The following is a 20,559-nucleotide window of genomic DNA, read 5'->3' as shown; positions in this document are numbered from 1 at the left end:
CGGCATGGCGACGGGACGGCGCGGGCGGCCCGAACAGCCGCTCGACACGAGCGTCCCGGCCCTGGCGGAGCTCGCGCGGGAACTGCGCGGGCTCCGTGCCGCGGCCGGGCTGACCCTGGCCCGCCTCTCCACGGACGTCAACTGGAGCAAGGGTGCGCTCAGCGCCGCCGCGTCGGGGCGGAGCCTGCCGCGCTGGGAGCTCGTACGGGCGTGGGTGCAGGCGTGCGACCCGGAGGCCAACCTCGACCTGTGGCAGGCCCGTTGGGCGCGGGCCCGGGCGGAGCACCAGTGGGCGCGGACCGTCCCGCCGCAGGAGGGTCCGGCCGCCGGGCCGCCGCCGGGACCGAGGGGCGCCGCCCCATCCGCGGGCCCGCGCGGAGCCCGCTTCGACCCGTGTACGGACCCCTTCCCCGTCGGCGGCGGCATCCCGGCCTGCGGCCTGCCGGGGCCGACCCCGGCCCCGGCCCCGCTCCCGGCCCCCGCCCCGGCCGGCCCGGCGGCCGGCGAGGCGGCGGCCGCCGCCCTGGCCGCGGGCCCCGCCGGCCCGCCGCACCCCGCGGACCCCGCCGACCCGGCGCACCCGGCGGCCACCCCCGCCGCCGCCCCCGCCGTCCCCGCCGTCCCCGCCGGCCGGGAGGCCGCCGCCGGCCCGGACGGCCCGGGCCCGGGCTCCCTGGAGCGGGACGCCTGGCGGACCCTCGCCCCCGACCGGCGCCCCTGGGGCGTGGCCGCCCACCCGGCGCCGATCCGCCTGCGCTACACCACCGTCGGCCCGGACTTCACCGATGCGGGCCCCGACGCCCCCGACCTCGGCGGGCGCTACGACGAGATCGCGGAGGTCCACGCCCTCGTCCGCGGCCGGCGCCTGCTCGTTCTCGGTGACCGCGGCTCCGGCAAGACCCAGCTCGCCCGCCACCTCGGCACCCGCCTGCTCACCTCGGCGGACACCGGCGCGGTGCCCGTGCTGGTGTCGCTGCGCGGCTGGCGCCCCCGGCCGGGCCCGGTCGACGACCTGCTGGCCTGGATCGCGGGCGCGCTCACCGGCTGCACCGCCGAGGACGTCCGCACCCTGCTCGGCAGGCACCTCCTGCTGCCCATCCTCGACGACTTCGACAGCCTCACCCTGCGCCAGCGGGCCTGCGCGCTGCACCTGTTCAACCGGCTGCCCGAGCAGGCGCCGTTCGTCCTGGTCAGCGGCTGGGCGGAGTTCACCGACACGGTGGAGCGGACCGACACCGTCATCGCCGGCAGCGCCGGGGTCCGGCTGCGGCCCCTCGGCGCCGACGACCTCGACGGCTGGATCCAGCGCAGCTCCCGTTCCCGTACGAAGCAGCGGGAGTGGGCTCCGGTGCTGGAAGCGCTCGCGGCCCGGCCCGACCTGCCGGCCGCCGCGGTCCTCGCCGACCCGACACTGGCCGGCGCCGCCCGGCTGCTGTACACGGACGGACGCGCGGACCCCGCGGAGCTGGTCGCCGAGGACGCGACGGAGGAGTCGCTGCAACTCCGGCTGGTGCGGCACCTGTTCGGCGCGTACCTGCCGTACCGCCAGTACCGGGGGCCGTTCCGGGAGCAGCGCCGCCACGCGGCCCTGCGGCTGCTGGCGTTCCGGGAGAAGGAGGAGGGCGGGCCGGTCGGGGACCTGCGGGTGCTCTACCGCGGGCGGCGGCCCTCCCGGTGGCAGGCCGCCGCGTACGCGGCCGTGACCGGCATGCTCGTGTGGCTGATGCTGGACATGTACGAGTCCGAGGGCCGGGCCGGCGACCCGTACTACGGGTCCCCGTACGGCACGTCCGACTCGGGCATGGAGCCGGCGTGGTTCCTGCTGGGCGTGCTCACCGCCTTCGCCTGGTACGGGTACCAGCGGCACCGGCTGGATCCGCGGGCGCCGCGCGGGGACCCGGTGGGGCGGGTCTGGCAGGGGTTGCTGAAGGGCGTTCCGGGCGGGCTGGTGCTGCTGTTCGCGGTGACGGTGCCGGAATCGGCCGCAGACATCGTGTTCCTGACGGGGGCCGCGCTGGTGCTGGGTTTCACCGCGTGGTCCGCCGAGCAGGTGGCGCGCCCCGCGAAGAAGCGGTGGATCGTCGGGGAGGTCCTTGCGCTGGTGCTGTGCCTTGCGCTGCTGCTCGCCGCCTCGGGCGCCTGCGTGCTGCTGGTGCCGCTCCTGGCGGGCACCACCGTGACCGGGCACTGGCTCCGGGCGGTCGTCTCGTCCCGGTTCGCCGTGTGGGGGCTGCCCCCGGACGCGGTGTACCGGCTGCTCGACGAGGCGTCCGCGCAGGAGGTGCTGCGGGTCGGGCCGGAGGGGTGGTCGTTCACGCATCCGGCGATCGCCCGGTGGTACCGCCATGCGCCGTCCCTGCCGGAGTTCGACGGCCCGTGACGGGCGCGCCGGGGGTCTGCCGGGGCCGGGACCCGTCCGGGGCCGCCGTTCATTCGGCGGGTGGCCCCGCGTCGGCGGGGTCCGGCCCGGCGGGGCCGTCGCGGAGGGCCAGGTAGTCGCCGAGCCGGGCGGCTGCGGTGAGCATGGCCACGCCCCGCGCGGTGAGCTGCCGCTGCCAGTCGTCGAGGGCGCGGGTGAGGGCGTCGGCGCCCGCGCCGGTGACGGTCCCGGTGCGGGCGGTCGCGCGGATCTGCCGGACGACCGTGGTGATGCGGTCCAGGGGGTAGCCGCCGCGCCGCAGGAGGTGGGCGAGTTCGGCGTCGCGTACGTCGGCCTCGCGGAAGACGCGGTACCCGGTGCCGGGTTCGCGGGCGGGGTCGAGGATCCCGGCGGTCTCCCAGTTGCGCAGGGTCGCCGGGGTGACGCCGAGCCAGCGGGCGAGTTCGCCGACGGTAAGGGGCCCGCCGGCCCGGGCGGGTGGGCCGGGGGCGGAGTGCGCAGGCTCCGCCGCGAGGTGGCCGACGGCCTGCCGTACGGCGGCGAGGGTCTCCCGGTCGCGCAGCAGCCGCGCGTGGCCCCGGTCGACGGCGTCGAGGGCGTCGTCGAGGGAGTCGTGGTGGACGGCGTTCATGATGCGGCCGGCCGGCTGGTGCCCGTACGCGGCGACGAGCGCGAGGAAGGTGCGCAGTGCGGCCGCGTGCAGCGGGGTGTAGACGCGGTAGCCACTGGCGGTGCGCTCGGCGGGCGGGAGGAAGCCGTCGCGCTCGTAGTTGCGGACGGCCTGGGTGGAGATGCCGTGCCCGCGGGCCAGGTCGGCTGGTCGCATGGCTTCCCTGCTGTTTGAGACTTCGGGCACTCCGGTGCCGTGTGCACACGGCCAATGGAGAGCAAAGCCTCCACCGGGCTTTCAAAGATACGCTTGCGGGACATGATGAGTCAGGACATCCGGGAAATCGTCCCTGCGTCGTGCGCCCTGCTGGGCCTGGGAGAGCCGACGCACCTTGAACCCGCCTTCGGGTGGGTCCGCAACGACCTGTTCGGGCAGCTCGCCGGGATCGGCTTCCGGTCGGTCGCCCTGGAGGTCGACCGAGTGGCCGCGCTCGCCGTCGACGACTACGTCCGCAAGGGGCGGGGGACCCTCGACGCGGTGATGCGCGAGGGGTTCAGCCACGGCTGGGGGGAGTCGGCGGCCAACCGGCGGCTCGTCGCGTGGATGCACGCGTACAACCGGAACCGGCCCCCGCAGGAGCGGCTCGCCTTCCACGGCTTCGACGCGCCGACGGAGTCCATGAGCGCGCCCAGTCCGCGCCCGTACCTGGAGCACGCGCGCGCCCACCTGGGCCTGGACCTCGGCGCGGACCTCGCGGAGCTGGCCGGCGACGACGCGCGGTGGAGCCGCCCGGAGGCGGTCCTGGACGCGGCGGCCTCGCCGGGGGCCGAGCCGGCGACCACGGCGCTGCTGGCGCTCGCCGACGACCTGTGGGGCGCACTGTACGCGCGCGCGCCGGAGCGGATCGCGGCCACGTCACGGGAGGAGTGGCACCGGGCGGGCGTCCACCTCGCCGCGGGGCGCGGCCTGTTGCGCTACCACCGGCAGGCGGCGCGGCCCATGGACCAGCCGGAGCGGGTGCGGGGGCTGCTCGCCGTGCGGGACGGGCTGATGGCGGAGAACCTGCTCGCCATCCGCGCCGCCGAGGCCGGGCGGGGTCCGACGCTGGTCTGCGCGCACAACCTCCACCTCCAGCGGCCGCCGAGCAGCATGCGGCTGGGGGACGCGGACCTCACCTGGTCCGGTGCCGGCGCGGTGGTGGGGGCCCTGCTGGGCGCGGAGTACGCGTTCGTCGCCGGCAGCCTGGGCCGCAGCGCGGCGATCGGCCTGGGCGAGCCGGAGCCGGACACGTACGAGGGGCTGCTGCAGCGGCGGGCGGAGGGCTCAGAGTGGGGGCTGACCGCGGCCCCCGGGGCCGGCTCGGCCCGTACGCGCACCGACACCGTGCCGCAGCAGGGCTATTTCCCCCTCGGGGCGGCGGTCTTGGCGGGCGCGGCAGCGGTCCTCCACATCCCGGACGGCCCGCGGACGACCGCCGGCCACCAGGCCGACGCGGCGACGGCGGCCGGGTAGCCGGGTCCCGGGCCGCGCCGGCGGCTGCCGCTCGCGGCCCGGGCAGTCGCGTTGGCGCTCCTCAAGGCGCGGGCCGATCGGCGGGCGCCGTGTCCGGGCCCTGCACCCGTGGCCGAGTGCGGCCGGCGTGTCAGTGCCGGGAGGCAGGCTTCGGTGCATGACTTCGGTGACTGCACAGGATTACGCCTGGATCCGTTCCTCCCGGATGTTCTGCGCCGCGATGGCGGGCGGATACGGCCTGGCACTCGTCCGTGGCATCGCCCCGGCAGAGGCGCTGCGTCTGATGGAGGCCGAGCCGCAGGGAACGGGTGAGGGCCTGGACGCACTGGTCGAGCAGCATGAGGACCATCGGGATGCGACAGATTACTGGGACGACTCGTTCATCGCAGGTGCTTGCACCGTTCCGGGTAGGGGCGGCGAATGGACGCTCGTCTTCGCCTTCGACGGGAGCTCGGGCATGTCGCGGTTCCTCCCCGCCCTGTCACTGAACGGGCGGGCCGTGTCGCATTCCACCAACGGGGGCAAGCCGATCGAACTCTTCGACTGGTACGAGAACGGCGAGTTGCAAACCGGCTTCGAATGGCCCACGCGCAGGTACGGCAGCACGCCGGACGAGTTGGTCCCGATGATGCGGGAGATCGGCTTCGACTTGGCTGAGGGCGGGGTATGCACGGGTGCGAGCGCCGATGCCAAGGCGGCGGTCCTTGCCCTCACCGAGCAGCTGACGGGTGTACGGCTCACGGAGGAACTCCTCACGCACGCCGAGTACCACTTCGGGCTCGTGCCGGAGCAGCCTGCCGATTAGTGGACCGGGATGGTGATCGTGATCGATGTCACCGGCGTCGACGGGGAACGGTTCCACGAAGCAGGCATTGTGAAGAGGTCGAGGCTGCCACGGCGCACGCCCAGGCCGGGGAGGAACCGGTCGTCTGCCTCGGTGACCCTCCTCCCCTGCCCCGTGGCCGGCGGCGGTCGACCCGGGCTGCCACTGCCCTCAGCAGCCTTCGGCCCCGCGGTGCGGTGCAGGCCGCCACCTCCGGCGTCAGTGGACGCGGTAGATCCGGCCCGTCTGGGCGCCCTCGATCGAGCGGACGTATGCCGTGGCCACGCGGGAGGCGGGGACCGGTTCCATTCCGGGGAAGAACGGGGCGTACGCGGGGAGGGACTCCTCGGCGACGGTGGGGCTGATCGCGTTGATGCGCTGGGGCGGGAGTTCGATCGCGGCGGCGCGGACGAAGGCCTCGACGGCGCCGTTCGCCGCGGAGGCGGCCGCTCCGGCGGGGATCGGCTCCTCGGTGAGGATGCCGCTGATCAGCGTGAACGAGCCGGTCGGCGCCACGTGCCGGGCGCCTTGGCGGACGAGTTCCAGCTGGCCGAGCGCCTTGCCGCGCAGGGTCGCCGCGATGTCGTCGGCGGTCAGTTCGGCGAGCGGGCGGAAGACGGCGTCGCCCGCGGCGACCGCGACTGCGTCCAGCGGGCCGGCCTGCGCGTACAGACGGGCGACGGCCTCCGGGTCGGTGACGTCGGCGACCAGGTCGCCGCCGGTGCGGCCGACGCCGACCACCTCGTGTCCGCGTTCCGACAGCGCCGCGCGTACCGCGCCGCCGAGCGTGCCGCCCGCTCCGACCAGGAGGATCCTCACCATGCACCGTCTCTCTGAGAACGTTTCTCCGCCGGGGCGGGGCGCCTCGGCCCCTTCGACGCTACGGAGCCTTCCGCGCGGGCGGAAATGCCGTCTGGGCAGCGACTATGCTTCACAGGCATGGATGGCGTGGAGCTGCGGCACCTGAGGGCCCTGGACGCGGTCGCCGCGGCCGGCACGGTCACCGCGGCCGCGGCGCGGCTGCACATCACCCAGCCGGCGCTGTCGCGGACGCTGGCGCAGCTGGAGGCGCGGGTCGGGGTGCGGCTCGTCGACCGGTCCTCGCGGCGGCCGGCCCTGACCGCCGCGGGCACGACGCTGCTCGGGCACGCCCGGGCCATCCTGGCGCATCTGGACGCGGCCCTCGCCGACACGCGAGAGGTGTCGCGGCCGCTGCGCCTGGGCTACACGTGCGCGGTGCTCGGGCAGCAGACGGTGCCGCTGCTGCGCTCGTGGCGGCGTACGCACCCGCACGTCCCGCTGGAGGTGGTGCGGCACGACAGCAGTACCGCGGGCCTGGCCACGGGGGACGCGGACCTGGCGGTGCTGCGCACGGTGCCGGCGGACCGGCGGATCCGCACGGAGGCGCTGTACACGGAGGGCCGGGTCGCCGCGCTGCCGGACGACGATCCGCTGGCGGGCAGGGAGCAGGTGCTGCTGGCGGAGCTGACGGCGGGCCGGGAGCTGCCGCTGGCCCTGTGGCCGGAGACGGGCACGGCGTCGCCGGAGCTGTGGCCGGCGGGGCAGCGGCCGGCCCGGACGGTGGAGGTCCGCAACGTGGACGAGTGGCTGAACCTGATCGCGATCGGCGGGGCGTTCGGCGTCGGCGCGGCGGGCACGGCGGAGAGCCACGGCCACCCGGGCGTCCGCTTCGTGCCGGTGGCGGACGCTCCGGCGGCCACCGTGTACCTGGCGCGGCCCGCGCACCCCACGCACCCGCGGACGGACGAGTTCCGGGCGGCGGTCCGCGACGTGGTGAGCGGCGGCGGGGACGGCGGCGACGGCCGCGCGTCCGGCGCCTGAGCCGGCGGCCGCCGCGGGCCCGTCAGCGGGCTGCCGCCGCGCGGAGGGCCGTCGTGACCAGCCCGGCCAGGGTGTCCTCGCGGCCCTGGAGGTAGAAGTGGCCGCCGGGGAAGACGCGGGAGGCGAAGTCCGCGGTGGTGGCGTCGGCCCAGGTGGCGAGGGATTCGGGCGGGCAGCCCGCGTCGGAGTCGCCGCCGAGGGCCGTCACCGGTACGGGGACGCGGGCCGGCGGCCGGGCCGGGCGGTAGCGGGCGAGCAGCGCGAAGTCGCCGCGGAGGGAGGGCATCAGGAGCTCGCGGAGCTCGGGGATGTCGTACACCTCGGGCTGGGCGGCGCCCTGGTTGCGGACGTACGCGAGGAGGGAGGCGTCGTCCGGGGCGGGCAGGTTGGTGCGGTCGTGCGCGGGGGCGGGCGCGCCGGAGACGAAGAGCCGCACGGGCAGCGCCTGCGGGGCGTGCCGGGCGAGCCGCAGGACGGTTTCGTACGCGACGAGCGAGCCCATGCTGTGGCCGAAGACGACGGTGGGCAGGACGGGGAGCGCGGCGAGGGCGGCGGCGACCGCGTCGGCGAGCTCGCCGAGGGTGTCGGCACAGGGCTCGCCGAGCCGCTCCTGGCGGCCGGGGTACTGGACGGCCAACAGCTCGGTGTCGGCGGGGAGGTGACGGGCCCACGGCTGGTAGGCGGGGGCGGCGCCGCCGGCGTGGGGCAGGCAGACGACGCGGGAGCGGATGCGGGTCGGGGGCGTGAGGGCAGCCGTGCCGGGCGTGCGGCCGGTTGCGGGGCTGCTTGCGGGGGTGAAGCGCTTCAGCCAGCGGTCTGCGTCCTGCATCCTGGTTTCTCCGGTCGTCGTTCGTCCGCGTACGGGCGCTGCGCCGCCCGCCCGGCGGTGGCCCCGCCGGGCACCAGCATGCTGGTGCCCGGCGCACGCCGAGGCACCGGGGTCCCCGGGGACGGCACACCCGGGGCAGGCGGCTGCTACAGCGGCTCGCCGAGGGGGCCGTGGACCGGTTCGAGGGCATCGGCCCAGTGGGCGGCGAAGTCGGGCTGGGTGCCGTCGGTGTCGGTGAAGCCGTACTCCTTGTACAGGGACCAGGTTGCGAGGGCGCGGCCCGTCCACCGCAGGACGTCCGGGTCGGCGGCCAGGGCGGCGATCGCGCGGCCCAGGTAGGCGGGGCTTTCGGAGTGCGCGAAGTCGGGATCCCGGGCGACGGCGTCGCGCCAGGTGTCCTCGGTGACGCCGAAGTGGTCGAGCACCGCCTCGGAACGCAGGAAGCCGGGGGTGACGGCGACGGCGGCGACGCCGTGCTCCCTCAGTTCGGCGGCCTGGGCGAAGGCGAGGCGGATGACGGCCGACTTGGCGAGGTCGTAGAAGAACGAGCCGCGGTAGCGGGCGGTGTTGCCGTCGGTGACCTCGACGACGAGCCCACTGCCCTGCGCGACCATCAGGGGGAGGGCGTGGCGGCTGGTGATGATGTGCGTCTCGACGGCCTGGCGGAGCAGCCGCAGGCCGGTGTCGAGGTCCTGCTCCCACAGCGGGTGCTCCCAGTCGGTGAGCGGGTCGCCGCCCCAGACCGAGTTGACGAGGATGTCGAGCCGGCCCGACTGCTCGGCGCCGATGCGGGCGGTGAGGGCGCGGACTTCGTCGGGGTCGCTGTGGTCGACGCGTACGGGGATGCCGAGGCCGCCGGCAGCGGTGACCCGGGCGGCGGTCTCCTCGACGGTCTCGGGGCGGTCGAGGGGGGAGCGGCCGGCGGTGCGGCTGCTGCGGCCGGTGACGTACACCGTCGCGCCGGCCGCGCCGAGGGCGACGGCCGTGCCGCGGCCTCCGCCGCGGGTGCCGCCGGCGACGAGGGCGACCTTGCCGGCGAGGGGCCGGGCGGGGGTGGCGTACGTCATCGTTCCTCCGGGCGTGGGTGGTGGGGTTGGTGGGCGCGGAGTACGGCGGCGAGTTCGCGGCGCACACGGTCGGCGAGGCTGCCGCTGCGGTCGAGGGCCCAGACGAGGCCGGCGCCTGCTGCGGCGGCCTGTACGGTCGCCGCGAGCGCGGCGGTGTCCGTACCGGGGCGGAGCTCCCCGGCCCCGGCCGCCTCGCCGAGGAGGGCTTCGACGGCGCGCTGCTGGGCGCGGTGCACGGCCAGGGCGTGGCGGTGGAATTCCGGGTCGGTCAGGTCGATGCACAGGACCCCCAGATGGTGCGCGAACGCCTCGGGTGTCGCCATGTGCTCCGTGGAGGAGACGAGCAGCGCCTCCAGGGCGGCGAGGGGGCTGTCGTGGCCTTGGCGGGCGCGGACGGGCAGGTCCTCCGCTTCGCGCGCGGCCTGCTCGGCGAGCGCGAGGAGCAGGCCGCGCTTGGAGCCGAACCGCTGCACGAGCGTGCCGGGGACGAGCCCGACTTCGCGGGCGACGGCGGCCAGGGTGAGGCCGCCGGGCCCGGACCGGCCGATCACGTCGACGGCGGCCCGCAGGATCACCGCGTCCTCGACGCCGCGGGGTCGTGCCATGTCCCTGCCCACCCGCTTTCACAGTTAATGAATGACCGTTCATTCATTAAAGCGCGCGGCGGGGGCGGCGGCAAACCGGCAGGTGGTGGGGCCGGACGGCGGCGCGGGTGGGGCCGCGCCGCCTCGGCGTCAGGCGGTGTCGGTGTCGGTGTCGGTGTCGGTGGGGCGGGTGTAGGTGAGGAACGCCGCCCCGCTCTTCAGGACCGTGTGGTCGGTGAGCGTCCACGTGCGCGGGTCGAAGGCGGCCTTGCGGGAGAAGAGCGGGATGCCGTCGCCCAGGGTGAGCGGCGCGACCTTGAGGACGAGCATGTCGATCTCGGCGTAGAGGGAGCCGGCCAGCTCGGCGCCGCCGATCAGCCAGATGTCCTTGCCGTCCTGCTGCTTCAGCTCGCGCACGGTCGCCACCGGGTCGCCGGAGACCAGCTCGACCGCCGGGGCCGGGACCTCGGTGAGGGTGCGGGAGAACACGATGTGCCGCAGGTGGGGGTAGGCGTCGGGGATGCCGGCCGCGAGGCCGATCTCGTACGTGCGACGCCCTTCGAGGACGGTGTCGAACCGGGTGCCCTCGGCGGTGACGGACAGCGCCTGCCGGGCCTGGACCGGCAGGGTCTCCGGGTACTCGGCCACGAGGTGCTGGAGGTAGTCCTCCGCGATCGGCCAGAAGCCGTTCGGGCCGGTCGGGTCGGCGCCGTCCGGGCCGGCGATGAAGCCGTCGAGCGTGGTGGCGATGTAGTAGACGAGTCGGCGCACGCCGGGTCCCTCCTGTTGGTCCGCTGCCGCGGTGCGCCCCAGTGCCGTTGGCCGGCAGCCGGGTCGCGCACCTGCGGAACGATCATCGCATCGGGGCTGCGGGGAACCCAACGCGGTTGCGCGCATGTGGAGTTCGCCTGCGTGTCGGGGTAGGCGGGGAGCCGCCGTGCCCGGCGTGCCGGACGGGGTGGCGTTCCGCCGCATCGGGGCGGCAGCGGGACCTGCTTCCGACGTGGCCGCCGCCGTCGACGACGACGTGACGGGCCTGCGCGGCCGGGCGGGGGGCCGGGCAGGAGGGGCGGGCTCCGCCCAGGCCGCGGCCGGGGCGGAGCTGCCGCGGGCATCGGCGTACCGCCCCGTCGGGCCGGCCCCGAGCCGCGGGGCGGGCGCCGCCGCTCAGGGGCGCACGCGGTGCAGGGCCTCGGCGACTTCGGGTGCGTGCGCCGCGAAGGGGCCGAGGTCGGTGGCGCGTACGAAGGAGGGGGCGTCGCGGTGCTCCCCGAGGCGGGCGAGGGCCCGACGCCCGTAGTACCCGGAAGGCCGGGCGGCGTCCGGCGGGGCGGCTCGGGGGCGTTCGCCGGCGGCCACGGCGGGCAGCGTCCGCTCGAAGAGGGTCTGGCAGGCGCGGACGCCGCGCAGCATCACCTCGTGGAAGCGGTCGGCGGGCCCGATCGGGAAGCGGTGCTCGGCGAGGACGGGGCCGGTGTCGATGCCGGCGTCGACCTCGTGCACGGTGGCCCCGTACTCGGTGTCCCCGTGGAGCAGCGCGAACACGACGGCGGCGGACGGCAGTCCGCGGTGCTGCGGCAGCAGCCCGTTGTGGACGTTGACGATGCGGAGCCCCAGCGACAGCACCGGGGCACGGAAAAGCTGCCGGTTGTTGACCGACCAGACGATCCCGTCGGTGCAGGCCGCCGCCAGGTCGGCGGCCGCGGCGTTGACGTCGGGCGCGGCAAGGTGCGGCGTGCCGGGGGCGGCGGCCGCCGCGTCGAGCGGGTCGGGCGAGCAGACCAGGTCGACGCGGTGGCCTCGGGCGGCGGCGTGGGAGACGGCCCGGCGCAGCAGGGCGCCCTCTCCGACGAAGATCATGCGGTGGTTCCTTCGCGTACGGCGGCGAGGCGGTCGCAGACCCGGTCGAGGGTCAGGTCGCGGACCAGGACGGTGAGGTCCCCGGTGAAGCGGCGGGTTTCGTCCGGGGTGAGCAGGTCGGCGCTGACGGCGCTCAGCATCTCGACGAGGGCGAGCGAATCGCCGCCGAGCGCCTGGAAGTCGGAGTCGGCGGTCAGGGCTGCGGCGTCGATGCCGAGGACGGTCGCCCAGTGGCGGGCCACGCGGAAGCGCAGCGCCTTGCGGCTGCTGCGGGGATCGGGGGCCGCGTCGTACGTGTCGTGCGGCGCGGCGGGCCCGTCCGGCTCGGCCGGGAGCGGGGCGGTTCCGGCGAACGGGTCCGGGAGCGCGTCGAAGTCCGTCTTGCCGCTCACGGTGGTCGGGAGGCCCGGCACGGTGAGGATGTGGGCCGGGACCAGGTGCCGGGGCAGGATCCCGGCCAGGTGGGCGCGGAGCTCCGCCGCCGAAGGCGCGCCGGCGGGGGGCACCGGGGGGCCGGAGCGGGGGTCCGACGGGCCGGAGCCCGCCGGATCGGTGGCCGCACGGCCGAAGTCCGCCGAACCCGTGGCCGCAGGGCCGGAGCCCACCGCACCGGTGACCGCCGAGCCGGAACCCGACCGGCCGGTGACCGCCGAGCCGGAACCCGCCGGGCCGGAGTCAAACCGGCCTGTGCCCGCACGGCCGGTGCGGGCAGAGCCGGCGTCCGCGGTGCCGGGGTCCGCAGGGCCGCCGGCGGCCACGGTGCCGGTGATCGCCAGGCCCGTGGTTGCAGTGGCGGTGGCAGCAGAGCCGGAGTCCGCCGGGCCCGCGGCTGCAGGGCCGCTGTAGGCAGGACCGGATTCCGCGGTGCCGGGGTCCGCAGGGCCGCCGGCGCCGGCGGCGGGGGCGGCCGTCGGGCCCGTGGTTGCCGTGCCGGTGGACGGGACCGCGTATGCGCACAGGACCAGCCCCCGTCCGCCGGGGCGGCGGCGGGTCGTGACCGCGGCGCGGGCGACGCCGGGGTGGGCCTCCAGGGCGGCGGTTATCTCGGCGGGCTCGATGCGGTGGCCGGCCACCTTCACCTGGCCGTCTGCCCGCCCGGCGAAGGCGATGCCGCCGCCGGGGAGGCGGCGTCCGAGGTCGCCGGTGCGGTACGAGCGCAGCCCGTCGGGCCCCGTTGAGAACGGCCCGACCGTGCCGTCGGGTTCGGCGGACACCGAACCGTGGTAGCCGCGGGCCACCTGGATGCCGTGGACGACGATCTCGCCGACGCGGCCGACGTCGTCCGGGCCGGTTCCGACGGACGCGCCGTCTTCCGCGACCAGGTCGACGCGGAGGTCCGGGCCGGGTGTGCCGAGCGGCAGCGAGGGGCCCGTCTCCGTGTCGTCGACGACGTGCGCGAGGCAGGCGACGGTGGCTTCGGTGGGCCCGTAGCCGTTGATCAGCCGGCAGCCGGTGCCGAAGGCGGCGTACGCGGAGCGGACGGCCGCCGGGGTCAGCTCCTCGCCGCCGAGCAGGAGGGTGCTGAGGGGGCCGCCGCCGTCGCCGTCGAGGAGTGCCAGGTGGGACGGCGTCAGGGCGAGCGTGTCGGCGCGGTGTTCACCGACGAGCGCGCGGAGGGTCGCGGGGGACGGCGCGTCGGGGGCGAGGACGGCCGTTCCGCCGGCCAGCAGGGGCAGGAACAGCGGGAAGCAGGAGATGTCGAAGGCGTAGGAGGAGGCGAATCCGAAGCGGGTGCCCTCGCCGACGCGGCACAGGTCCGTCATCCAGCGGGCGAAGGCGACCAGCCCGCGGTGCTCGATCAGCACGCCCTTGGGGTGGCCGGTCGAGCCGGAGGTGTGCATGACGTACGCCAGGTCGCCGGGGGCGGGTCCGGTGGCCACAGGGGCGAACGGGGGCTGCGCGGGCGTCGGTACGTCGTCGACGGCCAGGAGCGCGCCCGGGACGAACTCGGCGAGGTGGGCCGCCAGGTGCCGCCGGGTCAGCGTCAGCCGGACGCCGCAGGATGCGAGGACACCGCGGATGCGCGGGCCGGGGTGGGCCGGGTCGAGGGGGACGTATGCGGCGCCGGCCTTGAGGATGCCCCACAGCGCGGCCACGCCCTCGGGGGTGCGGTCCACGACCAGGCCTACGAGGTCGCGGCGGGCGGTCCCGCGCCGCACCAGCTCGGCGGCGACCGCGTCGGAACGCCGGTCCAGCTCCGCGTAGGTGACCGGCCCGGCGGGCCCGTCGAGGGCGACGGCCGCGGGCGTACGGGCGGCCTGTGCGCGGAAGAGGTCGACGACGGTGCCCGCGGCGGTCGCGTCGGCCGGGACGGTCCGGGCGGACGCGTCGGACGCGGCGGCCGGGGTGACCGGGGCGGACCCGTCAGCCGGGACGGACGGGGTGCACGCGTCAGCCTGGGCGGTCCGGACGGACGCGCCGGACACCTCGGCCAAGGCGGACGTGTCACCCAGGACAACCGGGGCGGGCAGGTCAGCCGAGGCGGACGCAACGCACGCGCCGGATGCGTCAGCGGAGGTGGTGGGGGCGGACGCGCCGGCCGGGGCGGAGCAGGTGGACGCGTCGGACGCATCGACCGGTACATATGCGCCAACCGAGGCGGCCGGGACGGACCGGGCATCCGGGGGGAACCCGCCGGCCGAGGCGGCCGGGGTCAATGCGTCGGCCGGGGCAATCTGGGTCGACGCGTAGGACGCGGCGGACGCACCGACCGGGGGGTACGCGCCAACCGAGGCGGCCGGGGCGGACGGCGCATCCGGGGCGGCTTCGCCGGCCGAGCCGGGCGGGGCGCACGCGCCGGATGCGCCGACCGAGGCGGACGGGGTCAACACGTCAGCCGGGGCAGTCCGGGTGGACGCCGGCGCGGACGCATCGGCCGGGCCGGATTCGGCAGTCGTGGCAGACGGGTCGGATGCGGCGGTTCGGGCGGGTGTGGTGTTCGTACGCGGGCCGGCGCCGTCCGCGGCGAGTACGGCGAGTACGGAGTCCAGGAAGGCGGAGGCGCGGTGGGGGAGGGACGGGTCGGTGGCGCGGACGCCGAGGGTGATCTCGCTCGCGTAGGGCGTCTCCGCGACGGCGAACGACAGCGGCACCAGCGGGGCGTGCACGGGCAGGGCGTAGGCCGTGGCGGCGGTGAACCCGCCGCCGGAGAGTTCGCCGGTGTCGAGCCGTCCGAGGTGGGAGACGACGGCGGAGGCCAGGTGCCGGTCGGCGCGTACGGCGGCGGCCTGCGCGGCGCGCAGCAGAGCGGCGACGGCCGGCCGGGGCAGGCGGCTGACGGGCCCGGATTCGAACCCGGCGGCGAGTTCGCCGCCCGCGGCGAGCGCGGTCAGCAGGCGGGTGTGGGCGGCGGCCCAGTCCTGGCCGGGGCGCAGGTCGAGGAAGAGGGGCAGGGTCAGGTTGCCGGTGGCGGCGGCGAGGTGCGGGAGGTGGCGGCGCAGGTCCACGGGGACCATGGCGCGCGTGTCGAGCCGTGCCGTGTCGGCGACGGCCTGGGCGAGCCGGGCGGTGAGCGCGGGGTGCCGGCCGGGCAGGGTGCGGCGCAGCCACAGCGTCTGCGACGCAGAGCCGGTGGCCGAGGCGGGGCCGAGCGGGGAGCGCCGTCCGGGGAGCGGCGCGGGCCGTCGGCGGGGGCGGCCGCCCCGGTCCGCGGCGAGTCGGCGCAGCACGCCGAGGTCGGTGGACGGGTCGGCGGCGGGCCTGGCGGCTTCGCCTCGGAGGGCGCGGAAGACCTCCCGCACCCAGGTGAGGGCGCCGTGCCCGTCCATCAGGGCGTGCGAGGCGCTGAACACGAGCGTGCTACGGGCCCCGCCCGCACCGGGCACGACGAGCAGCTCGCACCCGGGCTGGTCCCCCGGGCCGGATCGGCCGGTGAGGAGGCGAGCGGTGCGCGGGTCCGACACGTCGAACGGGCCCTCGGCGGCCGCCGCGTGGACGATGTGCGGCGGCGGACCGTCCGCCGCCCACAGGGGGCCGCGACGGACAAGCCGGGATCCGGGGCACGTCTCCGCGGCCCGTGCGACGGCGGCGCGGAGCTGCCCGGCGTCGGGCAGGCCGTCGCCTTCGACGACGATCCGCAGGGCCATGGCGCCGCGCGGCTCCCCCGCGGCGAGGTAGAGCCTCTCGGTGGGCGACACGGGCCGCCGGTACGCGGCCGCGGCCGTGGCGTCCGAACTGTGCGGTCCGGATCCACCGCCGGCGGTGGATGACCGGCGTGCCTCCGGCGTGCCGGAAGCGCCGGACAGGGTGGCCGAGCCGACCGCCTCCGGCAGCTCCGGCCCTCCCGCCGCACCGGGTGCGACGGTTGTGCCGGGTGTCGCCGGCAGGGCTGAAGGGCTGGGCGACGGCGACACCGTGTTGCCTGACGCGAGGTACGAACCCGGCGACACCGGCGCGGTGCAAGCGCCGGAGGCCGCGGGAGAGCCCGCATCCTCCGCCGGGCCCGGGGTGCCTGCCGGGCTCGCCGTGCCGGGCGCCGCGGGTGCGGGTGACCGGGGCACCTGCGGTGAGGTCGAAGCGCCGGGCACGGCGGCGGACGGCTTGGGCGCCGGGAGCGCGCCGGAAGGGCGGCCCGCGGCGGCAGCCGGGCCGCACGCCTCCGACGAGGCCCGGGGAATGGGGGCGCCGGGTGCCCCGGGCGAGCCCGGAGTGCCGGTCGGGCTCGGCAGGTCGGACGCGGCCGCCGAGCGGGACACCCGCTGTGGTTCCGAGGTGCCGGGCGGGTTCGGTGTGCTGGTGCTCATCGTGAGGTGTCCTCTCGGCCGGCAGGTCCGGCCGGATCGGTGGATCCGCGGCGCGCGGTGTCCCCTTCGGGCGCCATGCCCCTCCCCGCGTCTCCCGGCCGTGCTGCTTCGGCGCGAGTCGGGTCGTGGTTCGGGCGGGTGTCGGCAGGGGCGCCGGAGCCGTCGCTGCCCGGTTTCCCGCTTGCGCGCAGGGACGGGTCGCGGTGTTCGCGCTGCTCTGCCGAACCGCGTACCGGCCGGGGGCCGCGCCCCGTGGCGGCGGACCGGGCGTCGGCAGGGCCGCCTACGGGCGCCGGTGCCGGGCCGGAGGCCTGTCCGGCACGGGACGCCGGCGCATCACCGGCCGTCCGCGAAGAGCCCGACGGCGCAGGCGTCCGGTCGGGGGCCGGCACGGAGACCGGCCCCGGTGCAGGGCCGGACACCGGTGGGGTGTCCGTGGCGTCGGCGGGGTGGGGGAAGGGCTGTTCGGTGGAGTCCGCCTCGGGGGAGGAGCGCGGGCGGGGCAGGGCCGGGCGGTGTTCGGCCTTGGGCGGGGGTGCGGGGGCGGCCGCGGCCGGAGGTTCGGGCATCGGCGGGTGCGGGGCGCGGGCCGGGGCGTGGGGTGTGGCGTCCGGAGTGTGCGTGTGGGCGGGGTGGGGGCGCGGGGCGGTCCAGGAGGCGACGCCGCCTTGCGAGGCGACCCAGCGGACCAGGTCGCGCAGGCCGTCCTCCTGCGTGCGGACGGGGGCGTAGCCGAGGTCGCGGCGGGCCGCCGTCGTGTCGTACGTGCTCGAACGGGTCAGCAGGGCCATCATGTACCGGCTCAGTGGCGGGCTCGACCGGGCCCGGGCGGCGGCGTCCGGGCGCAGGCGCCATGCCGTCTCGACCGCCGCGGCGAGCGCCCGGCCCGCGGGCAGCGGGATGCGGGGTGCGGGCGGCGGGCAGCCGAGGCGGGCGGCGACGTCTGCGAGGAACGGCCACAGGTCGGTCGTCTCGGCGTCCGCGACGAAGTAGGCGCGGCCGCCGATGCGTTCGGCCGGTGCGGACACGGCGGCGCGCAGGCAGGCGTCGACCGCGTTGTCGACGTGGCAGAGGGAGACCAGGACGTGTTTGCCGCCCGACAGGTCCGGGAGGCGTCCCGCGTGCAGGGCGCCGATGAGGCGGGGCAGGAACCCGGCGTGGTCGCGGGGCCCCCAGATGCCGCGGGGCCGCAGGGCGCAGGTGGTGAAGCCGGCGGTGTCGGCGGCGAGGACGTGCTGCTCGGCGACGGCCTTGGTCGCGCAGTAGTCGTTGAACCAGCGGGTGGGGTAGGGGGTGGTCTCGTCGATGCCGAGCCGGTCCCCCTCCCGCAGGTGCATCAGCGCGCTCGGGCTGGAGACGAACACGAACCGGCGCGCGCCGGCGGCGCGGGCGGCGTCCATCAGCCGGAGCGTGCCGGTGACGTTGGCTTCGGTGAACTGGGCGCGGGTGCCGTGGTCGACGACGCGGGCGGCGCTGTGCAGGACGGCTTCGCAGCCGTCGGCGGCGCGCCGGAGCGAGTCGGGGCGGGTGAGGTCGCCGGTGACGAGTTCGACGCCGGGCAGGGCGCGCAGCCGGTCGGTGTTGCTGCCGGGGCGGACGAGGGCGCGTACGCCGTGGCCGGAGCGCAGGCAGGCGTCGGCGAGGTGGCCGCCGAGGAAGCCGGTGGCTCCGGTGATCAGGATCTTCACAGCTGCCGCCACCAGGTCGCCCCGTAGAGCATGGTCAGGCCGACGGCGGCGGGGCGGCCTATGCCGGCCGTGCGGGCCCGGGGCAGGGCCAGCGGGATCTGGACGGCGTGCCCGGCGGTGCTGAGCACGGCGTCCGCCCACCACAGGAGGCGGGGCAGGCGGGCTTCGGGCACGCCGCAGGCTGCCGCCCATACGGCGCCGCCGACGAGGTAGGCCCACCCGGCGAGCGGGACGATCCGGGCGGCGCGCTGACGGGGTGTGAGGGGGGTGGGAGGGGTGAGGCGGCGCTCGGCCCAGCGGGCGAGCTCCTCGCGGCCGATCTTGGCGTTGTGCCGGATGTCGACGGGGAAGCCGGGGTGGTGCAGGAACTCCTGCAGGTCGGTGGTCGGCGCGTGCGTGCGGGCCAGGGTGCGCAGTTCGGCGGTGAGGCGCTGCCAGGCGGCCTCGTCGAGGTCCTCGTCGACGGTCTCGACGCACACGACCGGGCGGAGGCGGTTCCGGCGCGGGTCCGCCGGCACACCGCCCGGCGCGACGCCGGGTGGCGCGGCGGTCGCGGAGCCGCCGAGGGCTGTTCCGTCGCCGGCGGAGCCCCTGCCCCCGGTCCGGCTGCGGGCTGTGCCGCTGCCTTCCGCCGCCATGCCCGCGGCGGCGCTGCCGGCCCTCGCGCCGGCAGGGGTCGCACCGGGCGCGGAGGTGCTGCCCGCGGAGCCGCCGACGACCGTCTCACTGCCCGGGGCGGCGCTGGCCGCGCTCCCGCTGACCGCGGCGGCGCGGCCGGAGCTGCCGCTGACCGTGGTCGCGCTGTGCGCGGGGGCGCTGACCGCGGAGACCCTGGCCGGGGTGGGCCGGCGGGGAGTTCCGTTGCCGGTCGTCTCGCAGGGCGGGGTCGCGCTGTGCGCGGGGTCGTTGTCCGTGGCCGTGGTAGGGGCGGCGGCGGTGCTCGTGTTTCCGTTGCCCGCGGCGACGCTGCTCTCGGTGGCGCCGCGCGCGGTGCCGGTGCCTCCGCTCCCGGTGCCGCTGCGGGTGGTCGTGCGGCCGCCGCGACCCCATCCGCTGTCCGGGGAGGCGGGGATGCCGACCAGGGCCGTGCGGCGGACCTGGGGGTGGGCGTTGAAGACGCCCTCGCAGCGGACCGTGTGCAGGTCGCCGTGCCCGGTGCGGACGCGTTGGGCGGAGCGGCCGCAGAACCAGAGGCGGCCGTCGTCGTCGAGGTAGCCGAGGTCGCCGGTGCGGTGCCAGGCGGGGCCGGCGGGGTCGGTGTCGTCGGGGACCTTGTGGAGCCGGTCGGCGTCCGGGGAGTGGTGGTAGCGGGGGCTGACGCAGTCGCCGCGGACGGCGATCTCGCCGACCCGGCCCGTCGGGAGGTGCGGTACGGAACCGGTCAGCGGGCCGTCGGTGACGGGCAGGACGGCGAGGCCGATGCCGGGGACGGGGCGTCCCACACAGGTTCCGGCGCCTTCGGCGGCGCGTGCCGCCGTACCGCCGGAACCGGCGCCGCCGACGCCACTGCCCCCGCCCTCACCTCCGTCCTCCGGGCCGAGGAGTTCTTCCGCCTCGATCGACGTGATGGGCAGCGCCTCCGTCGCCCCGTACGTGACGTGGATGCGGGCCCGCGGGTCCAGTGCGCGGCGCAGCGCGGCCACCGTCGTGTCCGGGACGGGTGCTCCGCCGCCGACGACGCAGCGCAGGTCGGGGAGCGGGTGGCGGCCGGGGGCGGCTGCGGCGAGGTGGGCGGCGAGGGGGCCGAGGAGGGCGGGTGAGGCGAACATCGTGGTGACGCGGAAGCGTTCCAGAGCGTCGACGACGAGCGCGGGGTCGGCCTGGGCGACGCGGGAGGGGGCCAGCGGGGCGAGGACGAGGGTGGAGCCGTAGACGAGGTCGAGGACCCCGTAGAACGGCAGGGTGACGAGGGAGGTGTCGTCGGGGGTGCGGCCGTGCACGGCCTCGATCTGGCGGGCGGTCGACAGCGCCATGCGGTGGGTGTACTCGACGCCCTTGGCGGGGCCGGTGCTGCCGGTGGTGAAGCCGATCATCAGCAGGTCGTCGCGGCCCGCGGCGACGGGTGCGGCCGCGCCGCCCCGGGCGCCGAGGGCGCGTACGGCGGCGAGGGTGCGGGCCCGGCCGAGGCGGTGCCGGCCGAGGGTGACGGGGACGCGGATGCCGGCGAAGGCGCGGCGGCCGAGGAGGCGGGCGGCGTGGGCGAGGGGCGGTCCGATGAACGCCTCGGCGCCGACGGTGCGGTAGCAGTGCAGCATCCGGCGGACGCCCATGCCGGGGTCGACGACGACGGGTACGGCACCCACCCGGAAGAGGGCGAAGGCGAGGGCGAACAGTTCGGGTCCGGGCGGCGCCATCAGGACGGTCTTGGTGCCCTTGGTGATGCCGGCGCGGGTGAAGCCGGCGGCGAACTCCTCGACGGCCTGCTGGAGCCGGCCGTAGGTGAGGGTCCGGTAGGCGGGGCGGGCGCCGTCCCGCCGGGGGCCGGCGGCGGGGTGGATGACGGCCGGTTTGTCGGGGAAGGCCCGGGCGTTGCGTTCGAGGAGGCCGGCCAGGCTGTGCGCGCCGAGGTCGTCGGCGGCTGCGGGCCGGGCCGCCGCCGGGGTGGCGGTCGTGGTCGCCATG

At 77.1% G+C, this 20,559-nt stretch carries 14 protein-coding genes; 4 read left to right on the top strand and 10 right to left on the bottom strand.

The window, feature by feature from the left end; all coding sequences use genetic code 11:
• Positions 1 to 4: 4 nt before the first annotated feature.
• Positions 5 to 2,380, top strand: coding sequence for a helix-turn-helix domain-containing protein (locus IE170_RS08775; RefSeq protein WP_189808724.1), 2,376 nt, complete (start codon positions 5 to 7; stop codon positions 2,378 to 2,380).
• A gap of 49 nt (positions 2,381 to 2,429) precedes the next feature.
• Here IE170_RS08775 and IE170_RS08770 read toward each other — a convergent pair whose 3' ends face one another.
• Positions 2,430 to 3,206, bottom strand: coding sequence for a TioE family transcriptional regulator (locus tag IE170_RS08770; protein ID WP_189808723.1), 777 nt, complete (start codon positions 3,204 to 3,206; stop codon positions 2,430 to 2,432).
• 102 nt (positions 3,207 to 3,308) lie between these two features.
• On the opposite strand from IE170_RS08770, the gene IE170_RS08765 reads away from it, so the two are divergent.
• Together IE170_RS08765 and IE170_RS08760 are read left to right on the top strand one after the other, a co-directional pair.
• Positions 3,309 to 4,502 carry an erythromycin esterase family protein gene (locus IE170_RS08765; RefSeq protein WP_308428373.1) on the top strand — a complete coding sequence of 398 codons (1,194 nt, stop codon included), beginning with the start codon at positions 3,309 to 3,311 and terminating at the stop codon, positions 4,500 to 4,502.
• Between the two features lie 157 nt (positions 4,503 to 4,659).
• The gene (locus IE170_RS08760; protein WP_189808722.1) at positions 4,660 to 5,307 is read left to right on the top strand and encodes a DUF6461 domain-containing protein; all 648 of its coding nucleotides are present in this window, start codon (positions 4,660 to 4,662) and stop codon (positions 5,305 to 5,307) included.
• 237 nt (positions 5,308 to 5,544) lie between these two features.
• Here the strand turns inward: IE170_RS08760 and IE170_RS08755 are convergent, their stop codons facing one another.
• On the bottom strand, positions 5,545 to 6,144 hold the full coding sequence (locus IE170_RS08755; protein ID WP_189808781.1) for a short chain dehydrogenase: 600 nt from the start codon (positions 6,142 to 6,144) through the stop codon (positions 5,545 to 5,547).
• A gap of 120 nt (positions 6,145 to 6,264) precedes the next feature.
• On the opposite strand from IE170_RS08755, the gene IE170_RS08750 reads away from it, so the two are divergent.
• Positions 6,265 to 7,167: a LysR family transcriptional regulator gene (locus tag IE170_RS08750; RefSeq protein WP_189808721.1), complete on the top strand. Its 903-nt coding sequence runs from the start codon at positions 6,265 to 6,267 to the stop codon at positions 7,165 to 7,167.
• Between the two features lie 22 nt (positions 7,168 to 7,189).
• Here IE170_RS08750 and IE170_RS08745 read toward each other — a convergent pair whose 3' ends face one another.
• From IE170_RS08745 to IE170_RS33340, 8 genes are all read right to left on the bottom strand, one after another.
• Positions 7,190 to 7,996, bottom strand: a complete 807-nt coding sequence (locus tag IE170_RS08745; protein ID WP_189808720.1) for a thioesterase II family protein — start codon at positions 7,994 to 7,996, stop codon at positions 7,190 to 7,192.
• 146 nt (positions 7,997 to 8,142) lie between these two features.
• On the bottom strand, positions 8,143 to 9,063 hold the full coding sequence (locus IE170_RS08740; protein WP_189808719.1) for an SDR family oxidoreductase: 921 nt from the start codon (positions 9,061 to 9,063) through the stop codon (positions 8,143 to 8,145).
• Positions 9,060 to 9,668, bottom strand: coding sequence for a TetR/AcrR family transcriptional regulator (locus tag IE170_RS08735; RefSeq protein ID WP_189808718.1), 609 nt, complete (start codon positions 9,666 to 9,668; stop codon positions 9,060 to 9,062). Before IE170_RS08735 ends, IE170_RS08740 begins: the two co-directional genes overlap by 4 nt.
• Before the next feature lie 129 nt (positions 9,669 to 9,797).
• Complete coding sequence (locus tag IE170_RS08730; protein ID WP_189808717.1) at positions 9,798 to 10,418, bottom strand: dihydrofolate reductase family protein; 621 nt, start codon at positions 10,416 to 10,418, stop codon at positions 9,798 to 9,800.
• Between the two features lie 396 nt (positions 10,419 to 10,814).
• Positions 10,815 to 11,507, bottom strand: coding sequence for a formyltransferase family protein (locus IE170_RS08725; RefSeq protein ID WP_189808716.1), 693 nt, complete (start codon positions 11,505 to 11,507; stop codon positions 10,815 to 10,817).
• Positions 11,504 to 15,643 (bottom strand): amino acid adenylation domain-containing protein, encoded by a 4,140-nt coding sequence (locus IE170_RS08720; protein ID WP_189808715.1) that lies wholly within the window; start codon positions 15,641 to 15,643, stop codon positions 11,504 to 11,506. The genes IE170_RS08725 and IE170_RS08720 overlap by 4 nt, the downstream gene beginning before the upstream one ends.
• A 602-nt stretch (positions 15,644 to 16,245) precedes the next feature.
• The gene (locus IE170_RS08715; protein WP_189808789.1) at positions 16,246 to 17,949 is read right to left on the bottom strand and encodes an NAD-dependent epimerase/dehydratase family protein; all 1,704 of its coding nucleotides are present in this window, start codon (positions 17,947 to 17,949) and stop codon (positions 16,246 to 16,248) included.
• On the bottom strand, positions 17,934 to 20,558 hold the full coding sequence (locus IE170_RS33340) for an AMP-binding protein (RefSeq protein WP_189808714.1): 2,625 nt from the start codon (positions 20,556 to 20,558) through the stop codon (positions 17,934 to 17,936). Before IE170_RS33340 ends, IE170_RS08715 begins: the two co-directional genes overlap by 16 nt.
• Position 20,559: the final 1 nt, after the last annotated feature.

The sequence above is a fragment of the Streptomyces toxytricini genome, assembly GCF_014649915.1.
GTDB lineage: Bacteria > Actinomycetota > Actinomycetes > Streptomycetales > Streptomycetaceae > Streptomyces > Streptomyces toxytricini.
Note: the sequence above shows the minus strand (reverse complement) of the source record. Positions and strands in the feature narration are given on the sequence as shown.

What these genes read in the sequence shown, in the direction of transcription:
- IE170_RS08735 (WP_189808718.1), bottom strand. Translation starts at nt 9,668, where the DNA reads ATGGCACGACCCCGCGGCGTCGAGGACGCGGTGATCCTGCGGGCCGCC.
- IE170_RS08750 (WP_189808721.1), top strand. Translation starts at nt 6,265, where the DNA reads ATGGATGGCGTGGAGCTGCGGCACCTGAGGGCCCTGGACGCGGTCGCC.
- IE170_RS08725 (WP_189808716.1), bottom strand. Translation starts at nt 11,507, where the DNA reads ATGATCTTCGTCGGAGAGGGCGCCCTGCTGCGCCGGGCCGTCTCCCAC.
- IE170_RS08765 (WP_308428373.1), top strand. Translation starts at nt 3,309, where the DNA reads ATGATGAGTCAGGACATCCGGGAAATCGTCCCTGCGTCGTGCGCCCTG.
- IE170_RS08740 (WP_189808719.1), bottom strand. Translation starts at nt 9,063, where the DNA reads ATGACGTACGCCACCCCCGCCCGGCCCCTCGCCGGCAAGGTCGCCCTC.
- IE170_RS33340 (WP_189808714.1), bottom strand. Translation starts at nt 20,558, where the DNA reads ATGGCGACCACGACCGCCACCCCGGCGGCGGCCCGGCCCGCAGCCGCC.
- IE170_RS08775 (WP_189808724.1), top strand. Translation starts at nt 5, where the DNA reads ATGGCGACGGGACGGCGCGGGCGGCCCGAACAGCCGCTCGACACGAGC.
- IE170_RS08770 (WP_189808723.1), bottom strand. Translation starts at nt 3,206, where the DNA reads ATGCGACCAGCCGACCTGGCCCGCGGGCACGGCATCTCCACCCAGGCC.
- IE170_RS08760 (WP_189808722.1), top strand. Translation starts at nt 4,660, where the DNA reads ATGACTTCGGTGACTGCACAGGATTACGCCTGGATCCGTTCCTCCCGG.
- IE170_RS08745 (WP_189808720.1), bottom strand. Translation starts at nt 7,996, where the DNA reads ATGCAGGACGCAGACCGCTGGCTGAAGCGCTTCACCCCCGCAAGCAGC.